The 17,300-nt window shown below is 69.7% G+C and carries 19 protein-coding genes and 5 tRNA genes; 18 read left to right on the plus strand and 6 right to left on the minus strand.

The annotated features are described in order from the left end of the window. The first annotated feature begins 110 nt into the window (after positions 1-110). From ACVHNB_RS08030 to ACVHNB_RS08070, 9 genes are all read left to right on the plus strand, one after another. Positions 111-284 (plus strand): hypothetical protein, encoded by a 174-nt coding sequence (locus tag ACVHNB_RS08030; protein ID WP_428952093.1) that lies wholly within the window; start codon positions 111-113, stop codon positions 282-284. Positions 285-355: 71 nt separating this feature from the next. Next, the gene (locus ACVHNB_RS08035; protein ID WP_428952092.1) at positions 356-1,141 is read left to right on the plus strand and encodes a fumarylacetoacetate hydrolase family protein; all 786 of its coding nucleotides are present in this window, start codon (positions 356-358) and stop codon (positions 1,139-1,141) included. Next, positions 1,134-2,618: a glutamate--tRNA ligase gene (gene gltX, locus ACVHNB_RS08040; RefSeq protein ID WP_428952091.1), complete on the plus strand. Its 1,485-nt coding sequence runs from the start codon at positions 1,134-1,136 to the stop codon at positions 2,616-2,618. The genes ACVHNB_RS08035 and gltX overlap by 8 nt, the downstream gene beginning before the upstream one ends. Before the next feature lie 69 nt (positions 2,619-2,687). Beyond that, positions 2,688-3,419 carry an HAD family hydrolase gene (locus tag ACVHNB_RS08045; protein WP_456227702.1) on the plus strand — a complete coding sequence of 244 codons (732 nt, stop codon included), beginning with the start codon at positions 2,688-2,690 and terminating at the stop codon, positions 3,417-3,419. 90 nt (positions 3,420-3,509) lie between these two features. Further along, a tRNA-Gln gene (locus ACVHNB_RS08050) sits at positions 3,510-3,581 on the plus strand. 41 nt (positions 3,582-3,622) lie between these two features. Then, positions 3,623-3,695: transfer RNA gene (locus tag ACVHNB_RS08055), tRNA-Glu, on the plus strand. A 62-nt stretch (positions 3,696-3,757) separates the two neighbouring features. Beyond that, positions 3,758-3,830 (plus strand) — tRNA-Glu (locus ACVHNB_RS08060). Positions 3,831-3,862: 32 nt separating this feature from the next. Next, positions 3,863-3,934, plus strand: a tRNA-Gln gene (locus tag ACVHNB_RS08065). 40 nt (positions 3,935-3,974) lie between these two features. Then, positions 3,975-4,047 (plus strand) — tRNA-Glu (locus tag ACVHNB_RS08070). A gap of 152 nt (positions 4,048-4,199) precedes the next feature. Here ACVHNB_RS08070 and ndgR read toward each other — a convergent pair. After that, a complete protein-coding gene (gene ndgR / locus ACVHNB_RS08075) occupies positions 4,200-4,916 on the minus strand; it encodes an IclR family transcriptional regulator NdgR (RefSeq protein WP_026245909.1) in 717 nt (238 codons plus the stop codon). Between the two features lie 186 nt (positions 4,917-5,102). Here ndgR and leuC point away from each other — a divergent pair, with 186 nt between their 5' ends. From leuC to ACVHNB_RS08095, 4 genes are all read left to right on the plus strand, one after another. Then, a complete protein-coding gene (leuC, locus tag ACVHNB_RS08080; protein WP_428952089.1) occupies positions 5,103-6,527 on the plus strand; it encodes a 3-isopropylmalate dehydratase large subunit in 1,425 nt (474 codons plus the stop codon). A gap of 6 nt (positions 6,528-6,533) precedes the next feature. Beyond that, positions 6,534-7,127, plus strand: coding sequence for a 3-isopropylmalate dehydratase small subunit (leuD, locus tag ACVHNB_RS08085; RefSeq protein WP_428952088.1), 594 nt, complete (start codon positions 6,534-6,536; stop codon positions 7,125-7,127). Between the two features lie 324 nt (positions 7,128-7,451). Then, complete coding sequence (locus ACVHNB_RS08090) at positions 7,452-7,691, plus strand: SCO5555 family protein (protein WP_428952087.1); 240 nt, start codon at positions 7,452-7,454, stop codon at positions 7,689-7,691. 132 nt (positions 7,692-7,823) lie between these two features. Beyond that, positions 7,824-8,498 (plus strand): HU family DNA-binding protein, encoded by a 675-nt coding sequence (locus ACVHNB_RS08095; RefSeq protein ID WP_428952086.1) that lies wholly within the window; start codon positions 7,824-7,826, stop codon positions 8,496-8,498. Between the two features lie 111 nt (positions 8,499-8,609). Here ACVHNB_RS08095 and ACVHNB_RS08100 read toward each other — a convergent pair whose 3' ends face one another. Continuing rightward, positions 8,610-8,813, minus strand: a complete 204-nt coding sequence (locus tag ACVHNB_RS08100; RefSeq protein ID WP_428952085.1) for a hypothetical protein — start codon at positions 8,811-8,813, stop codon at positions 8,610-8,612. 13 nt (positions 8,814-8,826) lie between these two features. Further along, positions 8,827-9,459, minus strand: a complete 633-nt coding sequence (gene cofC, locus ACVHNB_RS08105; RefSeq protein ID WP_428952084.1) for a 2-phospho-L-lactate guanylyltransferase — start codon at positions 9,457-9,459, stop codon at positions 8,827-8,829. Positions 9,460-9,594: 135 nt separating this feature from the next. Between cofC and ACVHNB_RS08110 the strand changes: the two genes are divergently transcribed. The 3 genes from ACVHNB_RS08110 to ACVHNB_RS08120 all read left to right on the plus strand — a co-directional run bounded on the left by ACVHNB_RS08110 (position 9,595) and on the right by ACVHNB_RS08120 (position 12,605). Beyond that, complete coding sequence (locus ACVHNB_RS08110; RefSeq protein WP_428952083.1) at positions 9,595-10,356, plus strand: lysophospholipid acyltransferase family protein; 762 nt, start codon at positions 9,595-9,597, stop codon at positions 10,354-10,356. Beyond that, positions 10,353-11,363, plus strand: a complete 1,011-nt coding sequence (locus ACVHNB_RS08115; protein ID WP_456227703.1) for an NAD(P)H-dependent glycerol-3-phosphate dehydrogenase — start codon at positions 10,353-10,355, stop codon at positions 11,361-11,363. Before ACVHNB_RS08110 ends, ACVHNB_RS08115 begins: the two co-directional genes overlap by 4 nt. A gap of 69 nt (positions 11,364-11,432) precedes the next feature. Continuing rightward, a complete protein-coding gene (locus ACVHNB_RS08120) occupies positions 11,433-12,605 on the plus strand; it encodes a D-alanine--D-alanine ligase family protein (protein WP_456227704.1) in 1,173 nt (390 codons plus the stop codon). A gap of 241 nt (positions 12,606-12,846) precedes the next feature. Here ACVHNB_RS08120 and ACVHNB_RS08125 read toward each other — a convergent pair whose 3' ends face one another. Together ACVHNB_RS08125 and ACVHNB_RS08130 are read right to left on the minus strand one after the other, a co-directional pair. After that, entirely contained in the window at positions 12,847-13,344 is a 498-nt protein-coding gene (locus ACVHNB_RS08125; RefSeq protein ID WP_428952080.1) for a DUF3515 domain-containing protein, read from the minus strand. 20 nt (positions 13,345-13,364) lie between these two features. Then, positions 13,365-13,598 (minus strand): Lrp/AsnC family transcriptional regulator, encoded by a 234-nt coding sequence (locus ACVHNB_RS08130; RefSeq protein WP_016642988.1) that lies wholly within the window; start codon positions 13,596-13,598, stop codon positions 13,365-13,367. Between the two features lie 244 nt (positions 13,599-13,842). On the opposite strand from ACVHNB_RS08130, the gene ACVHNB_RS08135 reads away from it, so the two are divergent. Both ACVHNB_RS08135 and thiD read left to right on the plus strand, forming a co-directional pair. Beyond that, positions 13,843-14,826, plus strand: a complete 984-nt coding sequence (locus tag ACVHNB_RS08135) for a thiamine-phosphate kinase (protein WP_428952079.1) — start codon at positions 13,843-13,845, stop codon at positions 14,824-14,826. Next, the gene (gene thiD / locus ACVHNB_RS08140; protein WP_428952078.1) at positions 14,823-15,770 is read left to right on the plus strand and encodes a bifunctional hydroxymethylpyrimidine kinase/phosphomethylpyrimidine kinase; all 948 of its coding nucleotides are present in this window, start codon (positions 14,823-14,825) and stop codon (positions 15,768-15,770) included. Before ACVHNB_RS08135 ends, thiD begins: the two co-directional genes overlap by 4 nt. On the opposite strand, the gene ACVHNB_RS08145 is transcribed toward thiD, so the two are convergent. Beyond that, positions 15,716-17,086 (minus strand): FAD-dependent monooxygenase, encoded by a 1,371-nt coding sequence (locus ACVHNB_RS08145; RefSeq protein WP_456227705.1) that lies wholly within the window; start codon positions 17,084-17,086, stop codon positions 15,716-15,718. The two genes, thiD and ACVHNB_RS08145, sit on opposite strands and share 55 nt — an antisense overlap. Positions 17,087-17,300: the final 214 nt, after the last annotated feature.

Raw genomic sequence — 17,300 nt, forward strand, 5'->3', positions numbered from 1 at the left:
AATCAGATGTTTAGCCTGACGCTTTACAGGGATGGCCCATCAGACAACCGCGTCGAACGACCAGGTCGGACGACCACGCCAGACAACCGAGAAGGTTCCAGAGCGCAGCCATGAAGACGACGACGATGTTCCTCAACCTCGCCAACCCGCGGCGCACCACGCTGGCGCACCTCAAGGACGCCGAGGAGATCCAGGCCGCGCCGTTCCTCCCGGAGCACTCCCTCGCGCTGCCGACGAACACGGCCAACCCGAAGCGCACCATCCTGATGGAGAAGCCGCAGTAGGGGCGCCGCGTTAGCCTGGAGCGGTCACATCCCACCCGGGCCCAACGCAAGAATGAGGGGCGCAGCCACCCGTGCGCATCGCCAGATTCTCCATCGACGGGAACGTCGCCTTCGGCGCGGTCGAGGGCGACAAGCCAGACGAGCTCGTCCTCGACATCATCAAGGGCATCCCGTTCGCGGACTTCGAGCTCTCCGGCACCAAGGTCCCGCTGAGCAAGGTCCGGCTGCTGCCGCCCGTGCTCCCGAACAAGGTGATCGCCTTCGGCCGCAACTACGCGGAGCACGCGAAGGAGCTGGGCAACGAGGTCCCCGACACCCCCTTCGCCTTCTTCAAGCCGTCCACGTCCGTGATCGGACCCGGCGACGAGATCCAGTACCCCTCCTTCTCGCAGGAACTGCACCACGAGGCGGAGCTGGCCGTCGTCATCGGCCGCATGTGCCGCGAGGTCCCCCGTGAGCGTGTGAACGACGTCATCCTCGGCTACACCGCCGCGAACGACGTGACCGCCCGCGACGTGCAGAAGCGCGAGAAGCAGTGGGCCCGCGCCAAGGGCTTCGACACGTCCTGCCCGCTGGGCCCCTGGGTGGAGACGGGCCTGGACGTGGCCGCCGCCTCCGACCTCGCGATCCAGTGCACGGTCAACGGGCAGCAGCGCCAGCTCGGCAGCACCTCCCAGATGATCACGTCCATCGCGGACCTGATCGCCAACATCTCCGAGGCCATGACCCTCCTCCCCGGCGACGTCATCCTCACGGGCACCCCGGAAGGGGTCGGCCCCCTCAGCGTCGGCGACGAGGTCGCCGTCAGCATCGAAGGCATCGGCACTCTCACCAACAAGGTTGTCAAGCGTGGCTAGCGCATCCGCCCCAGCAGTCCGTGTCCGTTTCTGTCCCTCGCCCACCGGTAACCCCCACGTGGGCCTGGTCCGCACCGCCCTGTTCAACTGGGCCTTCGCGCGCCACAACCAGGGCACCCTGGTCTTCCGCATCGAGGACACCGACGCGGCCCGCGACAGCGAGGAGTCGTACAACCAGCTCCTCGACGCGATGCGCTGGCTCGGCTTCGACTGGGACGAGGGCCCCGAGATCGGCGGCCCGCACGCCCCGTACCGGCAGTCGCAGCGCATGGACATCTACAAGGACGTCGCCGAGAAGCTCCTCGCCGCCGGCCGCGCCTACCACTGCTACTGCTCCACCGAGGAGCTGGACGCCCGCCGCGACGCCGCCCGCGCCGCCGGCAAGCCCTCCGGCTACGACGGCCACTGCCGCGACCTGACCGCGGAGCAGAAGCAGGCGTACGAGACCGAGGGCCGCAAGCCCATCGTCCGCTTCCGGATGCCCGACGAGACCATCACGTTCACGGACCTGGTCCGCGGCGACATCACGTACGAGCCGGAGAACGTGCCGGACTACGGCATCGTCCGCGCGAACGGCGCCCCGCTGTACACGCTGGTCAACCCGGTCGACGACGCCCTGATGGAGATCACCCACGTCCTGCGCGGCGAGGACCTGCTCTCCTCCACACCCCGCCAGATCGCCCTCTACAAGGCGCTCATCGACCTGGGCATCGCCAAGCTCGTCCCCGAGTTCGGCCACCTCCCGTACGTCATGGGCGAGGGCAACAAGAAGCTGAGCAAGCGCGACCCGCAGAGCTCGCTCAACCTCTACCGCGAGCGCGGCTTCCTGCCCGAGGGCCTGCTCAACTACCTCTCGCTGCTCGGCTGGTCGCTCTCCGCCGACCGCGACATCTTCTCGATCGACGAGATGGTGGCGGCCTTCGACGTCAAGGACGTCCAGCCGAACCCGGCCCGCTTCGACCTCAAGAAGTGCGAGTCGATCAACGGCGACCACATCCGCATGCTCGACCCCAAGGACTTCGCGGCCCGCTGCGAGCCCTGGCTGAAGGCCCCGGTCGCCCCCTGGGCCCCGGAGGACTTCGACGAGGCGAAGTGGGCGGCGATCGCCCCCCACGCCCAGACCCGCCTCAAGGTCCTCTCCGAGATCACGGACAACGTCGACTTCCTGTTCCTCCCGGAGCCGGCCTTCGACGAGCCCAGTTGGACGAAGGCCATGAAGGAAGGCTCCGACGCCCTCCTGGTCACGGCCCGCGAGAAGCTCGAAGCGGCCGACTGGACCTCCCCGGAGTCGCTGAAGGAGGCCGTCCTGGCCGCCGGCGAGGCGCACGGCCTCAAGCTCGGCAAGGCCCAGGCCCCGGTCCGCGTGGCCGTCACCGGCCGCACGATCGGTCTCCCGCTCTTCGAGTCCCTGGAGATCCTCGGCAAGGACAAGACGCTGACCCGCATCGACGCGGCCCTGGCGAAGCTCGCCGGCTGACCGCGCCGTACAGCACCGAAAGACCCGGAAGCCGACCGCTTCCGGGTCTTTCGGCGTTACGGTCGTGACATGCGAGCCGGGGCCCCGATCAGAGCCGTCGTCTGGGACATCGACGACACGATCTTCGACTACGCGACGGCCGACACGACCGGCATGCGCGCCCACCTCACCACCGAGGGCCTCCTCGGCGCCTTCGGCACCGCCGAGCGGGCCCTCGCCCGCTGGAAGGCCCTCACCCGCGAGCACTGGGCCCGTTTCGAGACGGGCGAGGTCGACTGGGAGGGGCAGCGCAGGGACCGGGTGCGCGCCTTCGTGGGGGAGGCGCTGGACGACGCCGAGGCCGACGCCTGGTTCACCCGCTACCTCGCGCACTACGAGGCCGCCTGGAGCCTGTTCCCCGACACGGTGCCCGCCCTCGACACCCTCGCCGGCACCTACCGGCACGCCGTCCTCTCCAACTCCTCGCTGCGCAACCAGGACCGCAAGCTCCGCGCCCTCGGTGTCCGCGACCGCTTCGAGGCCGTCGTCTGCGCGGCCGAACTGGGCGTCGCCAAGCCCGAGGCCGCTGCATTTCACGCCGTCTGTGAGCAGCTTGATCTGGCCCCGCACGAGGTCGCCTACGTGGGCGATCAACCGGACACCGACGCGCGCGGAGCGGTCGAGGCGGGCCTGACCGGCATCTGGCTGGACCGCGCGGAGATCGGCGGTCGGCCCGAGCTCGTCCGCATCACCGGTCTTGACCAGCTGCCCCCGTTGCTGGCGCGGGATACCCGTTTTGGAGCGCCGGAGACCTTCAGGTAATGTTCTTCCTGCGCCGAGGGGAGCGGGCCGAAAGGGCCGGAACCCGGAAGCGCAAGCCGAGCAAAGATCCCCGAGGGGTTGGCGTTCCGGTGGCCTATGGTGTAATTGGCAGCACGACGGTTTCTGGTTCCGTTAGTCTAGGTTCGAGTCCTGGTAGGCCAGCTCGCAGAGCTCATCTGCACCGTGGATTCCAGATCCACAAAGCCCCCGTTGTGTAGCGGCCTAGCACGCTGCCCTCTCAAGGCAGTAGCGCCGGTTCGAATCCGGTCGGGGGTACAGATCCTTCCCGCGAGGACGGCATGGGTAGCTCCCACCGACCTTGATGCAGGATCGCTAGGGCCCCCGTTGTGTAGCGGCCTAGCACGCCGCCCTCTCAAGGCGGTAGCGCCGGTTCGAATCCGGTCGGGGGTACTGGTCTAAACCAATATTGGTCTAAACCACCATGGCCTATGGTGTAATTGGCAACACTACGGTTTCTGGTACCGTCATTCTAGGTTCGAGTCCTGGTAGGCCAGCTCGCAGAGCTCATCTGCAACCGCGGATCTGATCCGCAAGGCCCCCGTTGTGTAGCGGCCTAGCACGCCGCCCTCTCAAGGCGGTAGCGCCGGTTCGAATCCGGTCGGGGGTACGTGAAGAAGAGGCCCTCCCCATTGCGGGGAGGGCCTCTTCTCGTGCGGCAGCCGGTCTGACCTCGAATTCAACGGAAGACAACTCCGGCCGGTCGCTGCGGCGTTGAAGCGACCGGCCGGGAACTGGCAGGAGAATAGGGCGCGTTGTGAGTCAGCCGGTGCGGCGCAGGGCCTCGGAGAGGCGGCCCGCGGCGTCGATCACGGCCTGGGCGTGCATCCGGCCCGGATGGCGCGTCAGGCGCTCGATGGGACCGGAGACCGACACGGCGGCCACCACGCGGTTCGACGGGCCGCGCACGGGCGCGGAGACGGACGCGACGCCCGGCTCCCGCTCGCCGATCGACTGGGCCCAGCCGCGGCGGCGTACGCCCGACAGAGCCGTCGCCGTGAAGCGGGCGCCCTGCAGACCGCGGTGCAGACGCTCGGGCTCCTCCCAGGCCATCAGGATCTGCGCGGACGAGCCCGCCTTCATCGTGAGCGTCGAGCCGACCGGCACCGTGTCCCGCAGTCCGGACAGGCGCTCCGCCGCGGCGACGCAGATACGCATGTCGCCCTGGCGGCGGTAGAGCTGCGCGCTCTCGCCCGTGACGTCCCGCAGATGTGTCAGCACCGGGCCGGCGGTCGCCAGCAGGCGGTCCTCGCCGGCCGCCGCCGAGAGCTCCGCGAGGCGCGGGCCGAGAATGAACCGGCCCTGCATGTCTCGAGCCACCATCCGGTGATGCTCGAGGGCCACTGCGAGACGATGGGCCGTGGGTCTTGCCAGTCCGGTGGCCGCGACCAGCCCTGCAAGGGTCGCGGGTCCGGACTCCAGGGCGCTCAGGACAAGGGCTGCCTTGTCCAGAACGCCGACGCCGCTACTGTTGTCCATGCGTCGATACTCCCGTCTCACTCTGTGAAACGCAAGTTCAATTTCCCGTGGAACTTGCCACTCTGTACGGACACCGGCCCGCGGACCAACGGGCCCGGCAGCCGACGTCCGGTACGAGGGGTACGAGCGACGGCGATCCGAATCTCTAGTTGGGCCGGCGTACCTGAGCCGGCCGGAGGGAAAGCGATGGGTAGGACACTCGCGGAGAAGGTCTGGGACGACCACGTCGTCCGGCGCGCCGAGGGCGAGCCCGACCTCCTCTTCATCGATCTGCACCTGCTGCACGAGGTGACCAGCCCGCAGGCCTTCGACGGCCTCCGGCAGGCGGGCCGCCAGGTGCGGCGCCTCGACCTCACCATCGCCACCGAGGATCACAACACCCCGACCCTCGACATCGACAAGCCGATCGCCGACCCGGTCTCCCGGGCCCAGCTGGAGACGCTGCGCAAGAACTGCGCCGAGTTCGGCGTGCGCCTGCACTCCCTGGGCGACGTCGAGCAGGGTGTCGTCCACGTCGTGGGCCCCCAGCTGGGTCTGACCCAGCCGGGCACCACCGTGGTCTGCGGCGACTCGCACACCTCCACCCACGGCGCGTTCGGCGCGCTGGCGTTCGGCATCGGCACCTCGCAGGTCGAGCACGTGCTGGCCACCCAGACGCTGCCGCTGGCCCGCCCCAAGACCATGGCCATCACCGTCGACGGCGAGCTGCCGGAGGGCGTCACGGCCAAGGACCTGATCCTGGCGATCATCGCCAAGATCGGCACCGGCGGCGGCCAGGGCTACATCCTGGAGTACCGCGGCTCCGCCATCGAGAAGCTGTCGATGGAAGCGCGGATGACCATCTGCAACATGTCCATCGAGGCCGGTGCCCGCGCGGGCATGATCGCCCCCGACGAGACCACCTTCGCCTACCTCGAGGGCCGCGCCCACGCGCCCCAGGGCGAGGACTGGGACGCCGCGGTCGCGTACTGGAAGACCCTGCGCACCGACGAGGACGCGGTCTTCGACGCCGAGGTGTTCATCAAGGCGGAGGAGCTCTCCCCGTTCGTCACCTGGGGCACCAACCCCGGTCAGGGCGCGCCGCTTTCGGCGGACGTCCCCGACCCGGCTTCGTACGAAGACGCTTCGGAGCGCCTCGCCGCCGAAAAGGCCCTGGAGTACATGGGGTTGGAGGCCGGACAGGCGCTGCGCGACATCAAGGTCGACACCGTCTTCGTAGGTTCGTGCACCAATGGCCGTATCGAGGACCTCCGGGCGGCCGCCGCGATCGTCGAGGGCCGCAAAGTCGCCGACGGCGTACGGATGCTGGTCGTCCCCGGCTCCGCGCGGGTGGGCCTGCAGGCCGTCTCCGAGGGCCTGGACAAGGTCTTCAAGGAGGCCGGCGCTGAATGGCGGCACGCGGGCTGCTCGATGTGCCTGGGCATGAACCCGGACCAACTCGCCCCCGGCGAGCGCTCCGCGTCCACCTCCAACCGCAACTTCGAGGGCCGGCAGGGCAAGGGCGGCCGTACGCACCTGGTCTCGCCCCAGGTCGCCGCCGCCACCGCCGTGCTGGGCCATCTGGCCTCCCCGGCCGACCTCGCCGACGACCGTACGCCTGCTGGAGTCTGATCAGCCATGGAAGCATTCACCACGCACACCGGCCGGGCCGTCCCGCTGCGCCGCAGCAACGTAGACACCGACCAGATCATCCCTGCTCACTGGCTCAAGAAGGTGACGCGGGACGGGTTCGAGGACGGGCTGTTCGAGGCCTGGCGCAAGGACTCCGAGTTCGTCCTCAACAAGCCCGAGCGCGCCGGGGCCACGGTGCTGGTCGCCGGTCCCGACTTCGGCACCGGTTCGTCCCGTGAGCACGCGGTGTGGGCCCTGCAGAACTACGGGTTCAAGACCGTCATCTCCTCCCGGTTCGCCGACATCTTCCGCGGCAACTCCCTCAAGAACGGTCTGCTGACCGTGGTCCTGGACCAGAAGGTCGTGGACCGGCTGTGGGAGCTGGTGGAGAGCGACCCGCAGGCCGAGATCACGGTCGACCTGCAGGAGCGCGAAGTTCGCGCCGAGGGCGTCACGGCCTCCTTCGAGCTCGACGAGAACTCCCGCTGGCGGCTGCTGAACGGGCTCGACGACATCAGCATCACCCTGCGCAACGAGGCCGACATCGCCTCCTACGAGGCGCAGCGCCCCGCCTACAAGCCCAAGACCCTCCAGGTCTGAGTCCGGCCCGGCCGCCGAGCCGGCTCCGCCCGGTCTGATCCGCCGCTGGGCAAGGCTCATTCAGGCCACATCTGCAGGACACGTACCCCCAATCGTGCACCGGTTGGGGGTACTTCTATGTCCGGCCCCGACGGCCCTCGGCCGACCCGCGCGGGCGGTCTCCGCGGCCTGTCAACTCCCTTGAATACCAGGGGTGTTCCTGGGGTACGCGAGCCTCGGCGCGGCTCCGGGCGGACGCGTCGCGCAAGGGGCCAGGAGGCCCCTGTGGGGCGGGAGTTACCCCCTGCGGAGGCGACAACTCGCCCCAGATGGCACAATCTGTGCATGGAACACGACGGCCAACTCCAGCTGTACGCGGCGGTCGCGAACCAACTCAAAGAAGCGCACGCCCGAGTGCGCTCACTGCAAGTCCCGGAGGGCGTACGGATGGCGCTGACCCGGAAGCTGCTGGCCATTACGGCCGCGGCCAAACACGACGTGGCCGGTGCGGCAAGGCGTCTGGAGCGATTCAGGGCGGACCTCGACGACTTCGAAGAGGGCTCCGGCACTGAAGAGGAACTCTGAGACTGCCGAGTTCGTTGCGGCACAAGGGTGATTAGCCCGTTTCGCGTTTGATTTGCGGTATATATCTGCCTAACGTGCGAAAAAGCCGGGTCGAAAGAGATTCGCTCCGGCAATGTCTCCGAAGGGGAAGACGTGAACAAGGCGCAGCTCGTAGAAGCGATTGCCGACAAGGTCGGTGGCCGTCAGCAGGCCGCCGAGGCTGTCGACGCCGTACTCGACGCCGTCGTCCGTGCCGTGGTCAACGGTGACCGCGTCTCGGTCACCGGCTTCGGTTCGTTCGAGAAGGTCGACCGCCCGGCCCGTTACGCCCGTAACCCGCAGACGGGTGAGCGCGTCCGGGTCAAGAAGACGTCGGTTCCGCGCTTCCGTGCGGGCCAGGGCTTCAAGGACCTCGTCGCGGGCTCGAAGAAGCTCCCGAAGAACGACGTCGCGGTCAAGAAGGCGCCCAAGGGCAGCCTGACCGGCAGCGCTTCGGCGACGGTCAAGAAGGCCGCGGCCAAGAAGACGACGGCCAAGAAGGCCGCCGCCAAGAAGGCGACGCCGGCGAAGAAGACCGCTGCGAAGAAGACCACCGCCGCCAAGAAGGCGACGACGGCCAAGAAGGCGACCGCCACGAAGAAGGCGACCACCGCCAAGAAGGCGACGACGGCGAAGAAGGCGGCTCCGGCCAAGAAGGCCACCACCGCCAAGAAGGCCACCGCGAAGAAGACGGCTCCCGCCAAGAAGGCCACGGCCAAGAAGGCGCCCGCCAAGAAGTCGACTGCGCGCAAGACCACCGCCAAGAAGGCCACCGCCCGCAAGAAGTAAGGGCGTATGCCACCAGGCTGCTCACGCGCCGGGCCGGGCTCCCCTCGGGGAGCCCGGCCCGCGGCATGTCCGGCGCCCTGAACCCCGCTCCCGAGGTCCGCGGAGCGGAGTTCAGAAGGTCTGCAGGGTCACCAGCGCGATCCGGCGCGCCTCGCCCTCTCCCTGTACCTCGATACGCACCCGCTGGCCGGGCCGCAGCAGGCGCAGCCCGCCGGCGTCGAAGGCGGCGGGGTCGAAGGGCATCGGCGTCCCGTCATCCAGAAGGACGCTGCCGGAGCGGGTATCGGGGTCGTACGTGTACGCGGTGGCCTGCATGCAGGCAGCGTACTCAGTCCACGGTCAGCAGCCCCGCCGTGGCCTTCGCGGTGTACGGGCCCACGCCCAGGGCGAGCGCGGCGCGCAGATCGTCGCCGGTGTCGACGTCCTGACGTACGGAGTCCACGCCGTCGAGGGGAAGTTCCGTGGCGCCCGACGCCGTGTGCCGGGCGCGGGAGGCCGCGCCGAATGCCGGAAGCAATTCCGTGCCCGGAGCCGCGGACAGGAGCGTGGTGCCGATTCCGGCGGCATCGGGCAGAAAAGCGCGGGGGAATGCGGTGGCCGCCGCGAGAACGCGGGCCAATTCGGCGGGACGCAGCGCGGGCAGGTCCGCGTTCAGGGCCGCCAGCGACGCGGCGGGGCGCAGGGAGCGTACGGCCGCCGCACCGTGCGCGAGAGCGGCATTGAGACCCGCCTGCGGGGTGTCGGCGACGATGCGGGCCCCCAGGGCCGCCAGTTCGCGGCCAGCCCGGGCGTCGTCCGTGACGACCACCACATCGCGGACCGCCGCACAGGCCCGTGCGGCGGCCACCGTGTCCTGCGCGAACGCCAGCGCCAGGCCCGGGCGCAGGGCCCCGGCCGCGGGCGCCAGCCTGCTCTTGGCCCGCACCAGCGGTTTCAGCGGTATCACCAGGGTCCACTGCACGCGCCTATTGTGACCTGTGCATGAGGTGCAGCTGTTCGCGCGGGCGTACGGTGTTCTCGACAGACCGGTGGCCTGGGGCGACACTTGTGCGGCCCGCCAGGCCCCGCCTGCAAGGTCCTAGAGGAAGGTGTCCGAGTGTCCCGCCGCAGAATCGGCTTCTGGTACCGCTTCGCAGCGGTCCTCTGCAAACCGCCCCTGGTGGTTCTGTTCAAGCGGGACTGGCGCGGAATGGAGAACATTCCTGCCGACGGCGGATTTATCACCGCGGTCAACCACAATTCGCATCTGGACCCGTTCCTGTACGCCCATTTTCAGTACAACAGCGGACGAGTCCCGCGATTCCTCGCCAAGCACGGCCTCTTCAAGAAGGGGTTCGTGGGGGCCGCGATGCGCGGCACCGGGCAGATTCCCGTCTATCGCGAGTCCACGAACGCGCTGAGCGCCTTCCGCGCCGCGATCAACGCCGTGGAGCGCGGCGAGTGCGTCGCCTTCTATCCCGAAGGAACGCTCACCCGGGATCCCGAACTGTGGCCCATGACCGGTAAGACCGGCGTCGCGCGCGTCGCGCTGCAGACACAGTGCCCGGTCATTCCCGTCGGCCAGTGGGGAGCCACCGAAGTACTTCCGCCCTATACGAAGAAGCCGCATTTCTTCCCGCGCAAGACGCACCATGTCCTCGCCGGTGAGCCCGTCGACCTGTCGCGTTTCTACGACAAGGAGATGACGCCGGAGCTGCTGAAGGAGGCGACCGAGGTCATCATGACCGAGATCACCTCGCTCGTGGCGGAGTTGCGCGGCGAGAAGGCTCCGCAGAAGCGCTACGACCCGCGCGAGGCGCGCATCGAGCAGCGCCGCAAGTCGCAGGAGCAGAGCGGCAGTTCGGAGGAGAACAAGTGACCCGACCCGTGAAGGCCGCAGTCTTCGGGACCGGCTCATGGGGTACGGCATTCGCCATGGTGCTCGCGGACGCGGGGTGCGATGTCACGCTGTGGGGCCGCCGCGCCGAACTGGCCGACGCCGTCAACTCCACCCGTACGAACCCGGATTACCTGCCCGGCGTCGAACTCCCCGCCGGTGTGCGTGCGACCACCGACGCGGCCGAGGCCGCGGCGGGCGCCGACTTCACCGTGCTCGCCGTGCCGTCGCAGACGCTGCGTGTCAACCTCGCCGACTGGACCCCGGTGCTCGCCCCCGACACCGTCCTCGTCTCCCTGATGAAGGGCGTCGAGCTCGGTTCGGCGATGCGGATGAGCGAGGTCATCGAGGACGTCACGAAGGTCGGCCAGGAGCGCATCGCGATCGTCACCGGCCCGAACCTCGCGCGGGAGATCGCCGCCCGGCAGCCCGCCGCCGCGGTCGTCGCCTGCCGCGACGAGGCCGTCGCCCAGCGCCTCCAAGTCGCCTGCCACACCCCGTACTTCAGGCCCTACACGAACACCGACGTGGTCGGCTGCGAGCTCGGCGGCGCCGTGAAGAACGTCATCGGCCTCGCCGTCGGCATCGCGGACGGCATGGGGCTCGGCGACAACACGAAGGGCTCGCTCATCACGCGCGGCCTCGCGGAGACGACGCGCCTGGGGCTGGCCATGGGCGCCGACCCGATGACGTTCTCCGGACTCGCGGGCCTCGGGGACCTGGTGGCCACCTGCTCCTCCCCGCTGTCGCGCAACCACACCTTCGGCACCAACCTCGGCAAGGGTATGACCCTGCAGGAGACCATCGCGGTCACCAAGCAGACCGCCGAGGGCGTCAAGTCGTGCGAGTCGGTGCTGGAGCTCGGGCGCCGCCACGGCGTCGACATGCCCATCACGGAGACCGTCGTCGGCATCGTCCACGAGGGGAAGCCGCCGGTCGTCGCTCTCAAGGAGCTGATGTCGCGCTCCGCCAAGCCCGAGCGACGCTGAGCGACGGCGGCGCGGCGGGGCTCTGCGGGCGCTGACTCCTGTGCTACCAGCAGGTACCCTCAACGCGATATGAGCAGCGAGAACCTCCCCCAGAGCCCTGCGTCCGCCGCGTCCGCCACCGGCGGACAGAAGCCGCGGGTCGCCGTCGTCTTCGGTGGTCGAAGCTCCGAGCACGGCGTCTCCGTCGTCACCGCCGGCGCCGTGCTGCGCGCCATCGACCGCTCCAAGTACGACGTGCTGCCCATCGGCATCACGCGTGAGGGGCGCTGGGCGCTGACGTCGGACGACCCCGAGCGGATGGCGATCACCGACCGCAAGGTGCCGGACGTGGCCGATCTCGCCGATTCGGCCGAGGGCGGGGTCGTGCTTCCGGTCGACCCGGCCTCGCGCGAGGTCGTCTACAACGAGCCCGGCTCCGTGCCCAAGGCCCTCGGAGACGTCGACGTCGTCTTCCCCGTGCTGCACGGCCCGTACGGCGAGGACGGCACGATCCAGGGACTCCTGGACCTGTCCGGGACGCCGTACGTCGGCTGCGGTGTGCTCTCCTCGGCCGTCGGCCAGGACAAGGAGTACATGAAGCGGATCTTCACGTCCTTCGGGCTGAAGGTCGGGCCGTACCTCGTCGTCCGGCCGCGCGAGTGGGAGCAGGACCAGGAGGGTGCGCGGCGCCGCATCGCGGAGTTCGTCGGCGAGCAGGGCTGGCCGCTGTTCATCAAGCCCGCACGCGCCGGTTCCTCGATCGGCATCACGAAGGTCGACTCCTTCGAGGGGCTCGACGAGGCCATGGAGACCGCCCGCGCCCACGACCCGAAGGTCATCGTCGAGGCGGCCATCGTCGGGCGGGAGATCGAGTGCGGCGTGCTCGAGTTCGAGGACGGCCCGCGTGCCTCCGTCCCGGCCGAGATCCCGCCGGTGCAGGCCCACGACTTCTACGACTTCGAGGCCAAGTACATCGACTCCGCCGCCGGCATCGTGCCCGCGCCGCTCACCCCGGAGCAGACGGCGGAGGTCCAGCGGCTCGCCGTCGCGGCCTTCGACGCCGTGTCCTGCGAGGGCATCGTGCGGGCGGACTTCTTCCTCGGGGAGGACGGCGAGTTCGTGATCAACGAGATCAACACGCTGCCCGGCTTCACGCCGATCTCCATGTACCCGCGGATGTGGCAAGAGAGCGGGGTCAGCTACCCGGAGCTGGTGGACCGGCTGCTGCAGGCCGCGCTGCGCCGGCCGACCGGGCTTCGGTAGGACTACTTCGCTTCGCGGGCCGCGCCCCGCATCGGTGGCCCGCATTGTCTGGATGCGGGCCGCGCCCCGCATCTTGTGTCCCGAGGCGTGTGCTCAGTCGTGTGCCATGCGTCGGATGCCCCGCGGGTGCGCGCTCTCTGGAGCGCGTGTCGCCGGGCGTGCGCCCTGTCGGGTGCGCGGTGTGTGGGGTGTGTGCGGAGTCTGGGGTGCGTGCGGTGCGCTGCGCGGGGCGCGCGTCGCGTCAGTCGGCGATCCCCTTCGGGATCGCCTTCTTGACGGCCTGCGCCAGATCGACGAGCGGGCCCGCCCCGCCCAGGGAGACCTGCTTCTTGGGGATCGTCAACTCCACATAGGCGAGACGCCCGCCCGTCGTCATGCGCTGCGCGCCGTCGTCGAGCCCCTCCACGACCCACTCCACATCGTCGACCGTCGCGGGCATGCTGCCCTTCTTCAATACCGCGTCCGGCCACGGCACACCGCAGCGCAGTATGATCGCCGGACTTCCCCAGGCCGCGGTCAACTCGGAGTGCGGTTCGGGATCGTTGCGCTCAAGTCCGTCGACCTTCTGCGGCAGCAGTTCGTGCAGATTCCGGCACAGCTTGGTGACCTTCGCGTCCGGGGTGGGAACCGTCGCCGCGGGCGCATCGTCCGTTGAAGCGCAGCCCGAAGCGGCGGCGATCATCAGGGACAGTGCGGGCAACCCGATGGCAAGGCGGAGCCGGTGGCGAAGAGAGTTCACCGGCACAGGGTAGACGGGGGCTAGAGGTGGACGACCGGGCAGGTCAGGGTTCGTGTGATGCCGTCCACTTGCTGGACCTTGGCGACCACCATGCGACCCAGCTCGTCGACCGTGTCGGCCTGCGCACGCACGATCACGTCGTAGGGGCCGGTGACATCCTCGGCCTGTATGACTCCCGGAATCTTTCCGATCAGCTCGGCGACGGTCGACGCCTTGCCTACTTCGGTCTGGATCAGGATGTACGCCTGTACCACGGAACCTCCAGGGCGGCCACGAGGATCATGTGGGGAGAAGGGACGCCACGGTATCGCGTCGCCGCTCGTCGCGGGGAGACCCGGGGTGGCTGTGGCGTACACACCGTGTACACGGCGGCCGCGCAAGGGATCGTGGAGGCACGCCCATGAGGGAAGAAGAGGGCAGGCCCGTGACACAAACCGTACCCATGACAGAGACGGCCCGCGACCGCAAGCAGGCCGGGGCAGAAGGGGCAGTACGCGCATGAAGGGCACCGTCGGCGAGCTGGGGGAGTTCGGACTCATCCGAGAGCTGACCTCGCGGCTCACCACCACCCCGGCCGTACGGATCGGCCCCGGCGACGACGCCGCCGTGGTCGCCGCGCCGGACCGCAGGGTCGTCGCCAGCACGGACGTCCTGCTGGAGAACAGGCACTTCCGGCGCGACTGGTCCACGGCGTACGACGTCGGCCGCAAGGCCGCCGCGCAGAACCTCGCCGACATCGCGGCCATGGGCGCCGTGCCGACGGCCCTGCTGCTCGGCCTCGTGGTGCCCGCAGAGCTGCCCGCGTCCTGGCCTTCGGAGCTGATGGACGGGCTGCGCGACGAGTGCCAGGTGGCCGGCGCCGCGGTGGTCGGCGGCGACGTCGTCCGCGGCGACACCATCACCATCGCGATCACCGCGCTCGGCGATCTGCGCAACCGCGAGCCCGTGACACGCGCCGGCGCGCAGCCCGGCGACGTCGTGGCCGTGACCGGGTGGCTCGGCTGGTCCGCGGCCGGGTACGCCGTGCTCTCCCGCGGCTTCCGCTCGCCGCGCGCCTTCGTCGAGGCGCACCGCCGGCCCGAGCCGCCGTACCACGCGGGCCCCGCCGCGGCCGGGCTCGGCGCGACCGCCATGTGCGACGTGAGCGACGGACTCATCGCCGACCTGGGCCATATCGCCGAGGCCAGCAAGGTCCGCATCGACATCAAGTCCGGGAAGGTGGACGTGCCCTCCCAGATGAACGACATCGGCCAGGCCGTCGGCGTCGACCCGCTGCAGTGGGTCCTGACCGGGGGAGAGGACCACGCGATCGTCGCCACCTTCCCGGCGGACGTGAAGCTGCCCGCCAGATGGAAGGTGATCGGCGAGGTGCTGAACCCCTCGGCCCTGCCCCAGGTCACCGTGGACGGCGCGCCCTGGACCAGCAAGGGCGGCTGGGACCACTTCGGGGACGACTTCCCCGGTGGGGAGATCGAGTCGTGACCGCCTCCACCACCGCGCCGGTACGAGTGCTGACCGTCGCCGGGTCCGACTCCGGCGGTGGCGCCGGGATCCAGGCCGACCTGAAGACCATGCTGGCCCTGGGCACCCACGGCATGAGTGTCGTCACGGCCGTCACCGCCCAGAACTCCCTCGGTGTGCAAGGAGCCTGGGAGCTGCCGGCGGAGGCGGTGCGCGCCCAGTACCGCAGCGTCGTCGACGACATCGGAGTCCAGGCCGTCAAGACGGGCATGCTGGCCTCGCCCGAACTCGTCGAATGCGTCGCCGAGTTGCTCGCGGGCACCGATGCCCCCGTCGTGATCGACCCGGTCGGGGTGTCCAAGCACGGAGACTCGCTGCTCGCCGCGTCGGCCCTGGACTCCGTCCGTACGAAGCTGCTGCCGACCGCCACCGTCGCGACCCCGAACCTCGACGAGGTGGCTCAGCTCACCGGTGTGCAGGTCGAGTCGGAGGACGGGATGCGGCGTGCCGCGGCGGCGATGCTCGCGTACGGGCCGCGCTGGGTGGTGATCAAGGGTGGGCATCTGCGTTCCGATGACGGGCATGCGCGCTCCGGTTCTGCGTCTGCATCTGTGTCTGCTCCTGCACCTGTGTCTGTTTCTGCTTCCGGTCCGGGTGGGGGCGGTTCCGTGGCTGGGGGATCCTCCGAGGCCGTGGATCTGCTGACCGACGGATCCGAGGAGCATTGGCTGCGTGCCCCGCGGCACGACAACCGCCACACCCACGGAACGGGCTGCACCCTCGCCTCCGCGATCGCGGCCCAGCTGGCCAAGGGGCAGTCCGTCCCCGAGGCCGTGCGCGCGGCCAAGGAGTACGTGACCGGGGCGATCGCCGCCGGATTCGCACTCGGCGGTGGGATCGGGCCCGTGGATCACGGCTGGAGGTTCAGGGCGGCCGCCGGCGTCGACTCGCCGGCCAGGCCGTAGTCCTTCAGCGCCAGATTGCTCGCCGCCTTCTCCGTGATGCGCTTGAAGAAGCCCGCCAGGAGACGTGAGCTGAGCATCCGGTACGCCCGGTCGCGGCTGCGGATCTTCTTCTCGGTGGGCGGGGCGAGGAACGGGCCCGCGTTCCCGGAGAGCTTCTGGCAGCCCTTCGCGTACTTCGTTATCCCCGCCTCGAAGGCCGCGAACGCGGTGCGGTGATCGCCGCGCGCCGCCACCAGTTCGCCCGTCAGGACGTAGGCCGACACCAGCGCCGTGCCGGTGCCTATGCCTCCCATGGTGGCGCCGTACCCCGCGTCGCCGAGCAGGACCACCCGGCCCTGCGAGAGCCGGTCCATGTGGACCTGGGCGATGGCGTCGAAGTACAGGTCGTCCGCCGTGTCGAGCGCGTCGAGGATCTGCTCCACATGGGGCCAGGCCATGCCCCGCAGCTTCTCGGCGACGATGCGCTTCTGCTGGTCGACGTCCTTGCGGTCGTACGTGAGCTGCGGTGACCGGAAGACCACGGCGGCGCCCGCCCGGTCGGCGTCGCCGTCGTAGTTGCTGATCATCGCGGTGCGGCCCGGCTCGGTGTACAGCCGGGCGGTACGGTCCAGGCCCAGGTGATTGGGCATGTCGAACCCGGCGACGTAGTGGTCGAAGAACCGCAGGTACCGGGACTCGTCGCCGAAGACCAGTCGCCGTGTGTTCGAGTGCAGGCCGTCCGCGCCGACGATCAGGTCGAAGGCGCGGGGAGCGCCATGGTCGAACGTGACGTCGACGCCCGAGGCCGTCTCCGTCAGGGTGGCGATCGAATCGCCGAAGACGTAGACGACGGTGTCCTTCGTGCGCTCGTAGAGGAGTTTGGACAGGTCGCCGCGCAGGACCTCGACATCACCGCTCATCAGATGCGCGGGCAGGTCCACGCGCTCGCTGTCGTCCGCGTCGACGATGGTCTGGTGGCCCATGTCGGTCCGGATCCTGTGCAACTCGTCCCAGATGCCCATGCGGGTGAGGACGGTGCGGTGGACGTGGCCGCGGAAGTCGACCGCGAAGCCGCCTTCGCGCAGGGCCGGAGCCTTCTCGACGACGGTGACGCGAGCGCCCTGACGGGACAGCCAGAAGGCGATCGCGGGGCCGGCGACGCTGGCGCCGGAGACCAGGACGTCGAGGTGGGCGAGCGCGTCGCCGACGGACTCGGGCTTCGACTCGGGCTTGGGCTCGGACTCGGGCTTGGGCCGGGGCATGGCCTTGTGCGTGGCGGTGGTCGGGAGGCTGTCGGTGGCCCGGTGATTGCCGGTGGTGCGTGTCTGCTTCGTCATGGCAGTGAGCTTGCGGTCCGGCGCTTACCGTTCGCTGACCACTCGCTGACCGGGCCTTACCGGAACGTGCCGGGCCTTGCTGGGGCTTGCCGGGAGTCGGGCGTGTGCCGGGTGAGAGAGGGGGGTGGGGACGGGGCGGGAAGCTGTGAGCGGGGCGGGGCAGGGCGGGATCGAGCTCGAGCTGGGGGAGGTGAGGGCCTCGGCGACCGGTCAG

It is taken from the genome of Streptomyces sp. YJ-C3 (assembly GCF_053891275.1).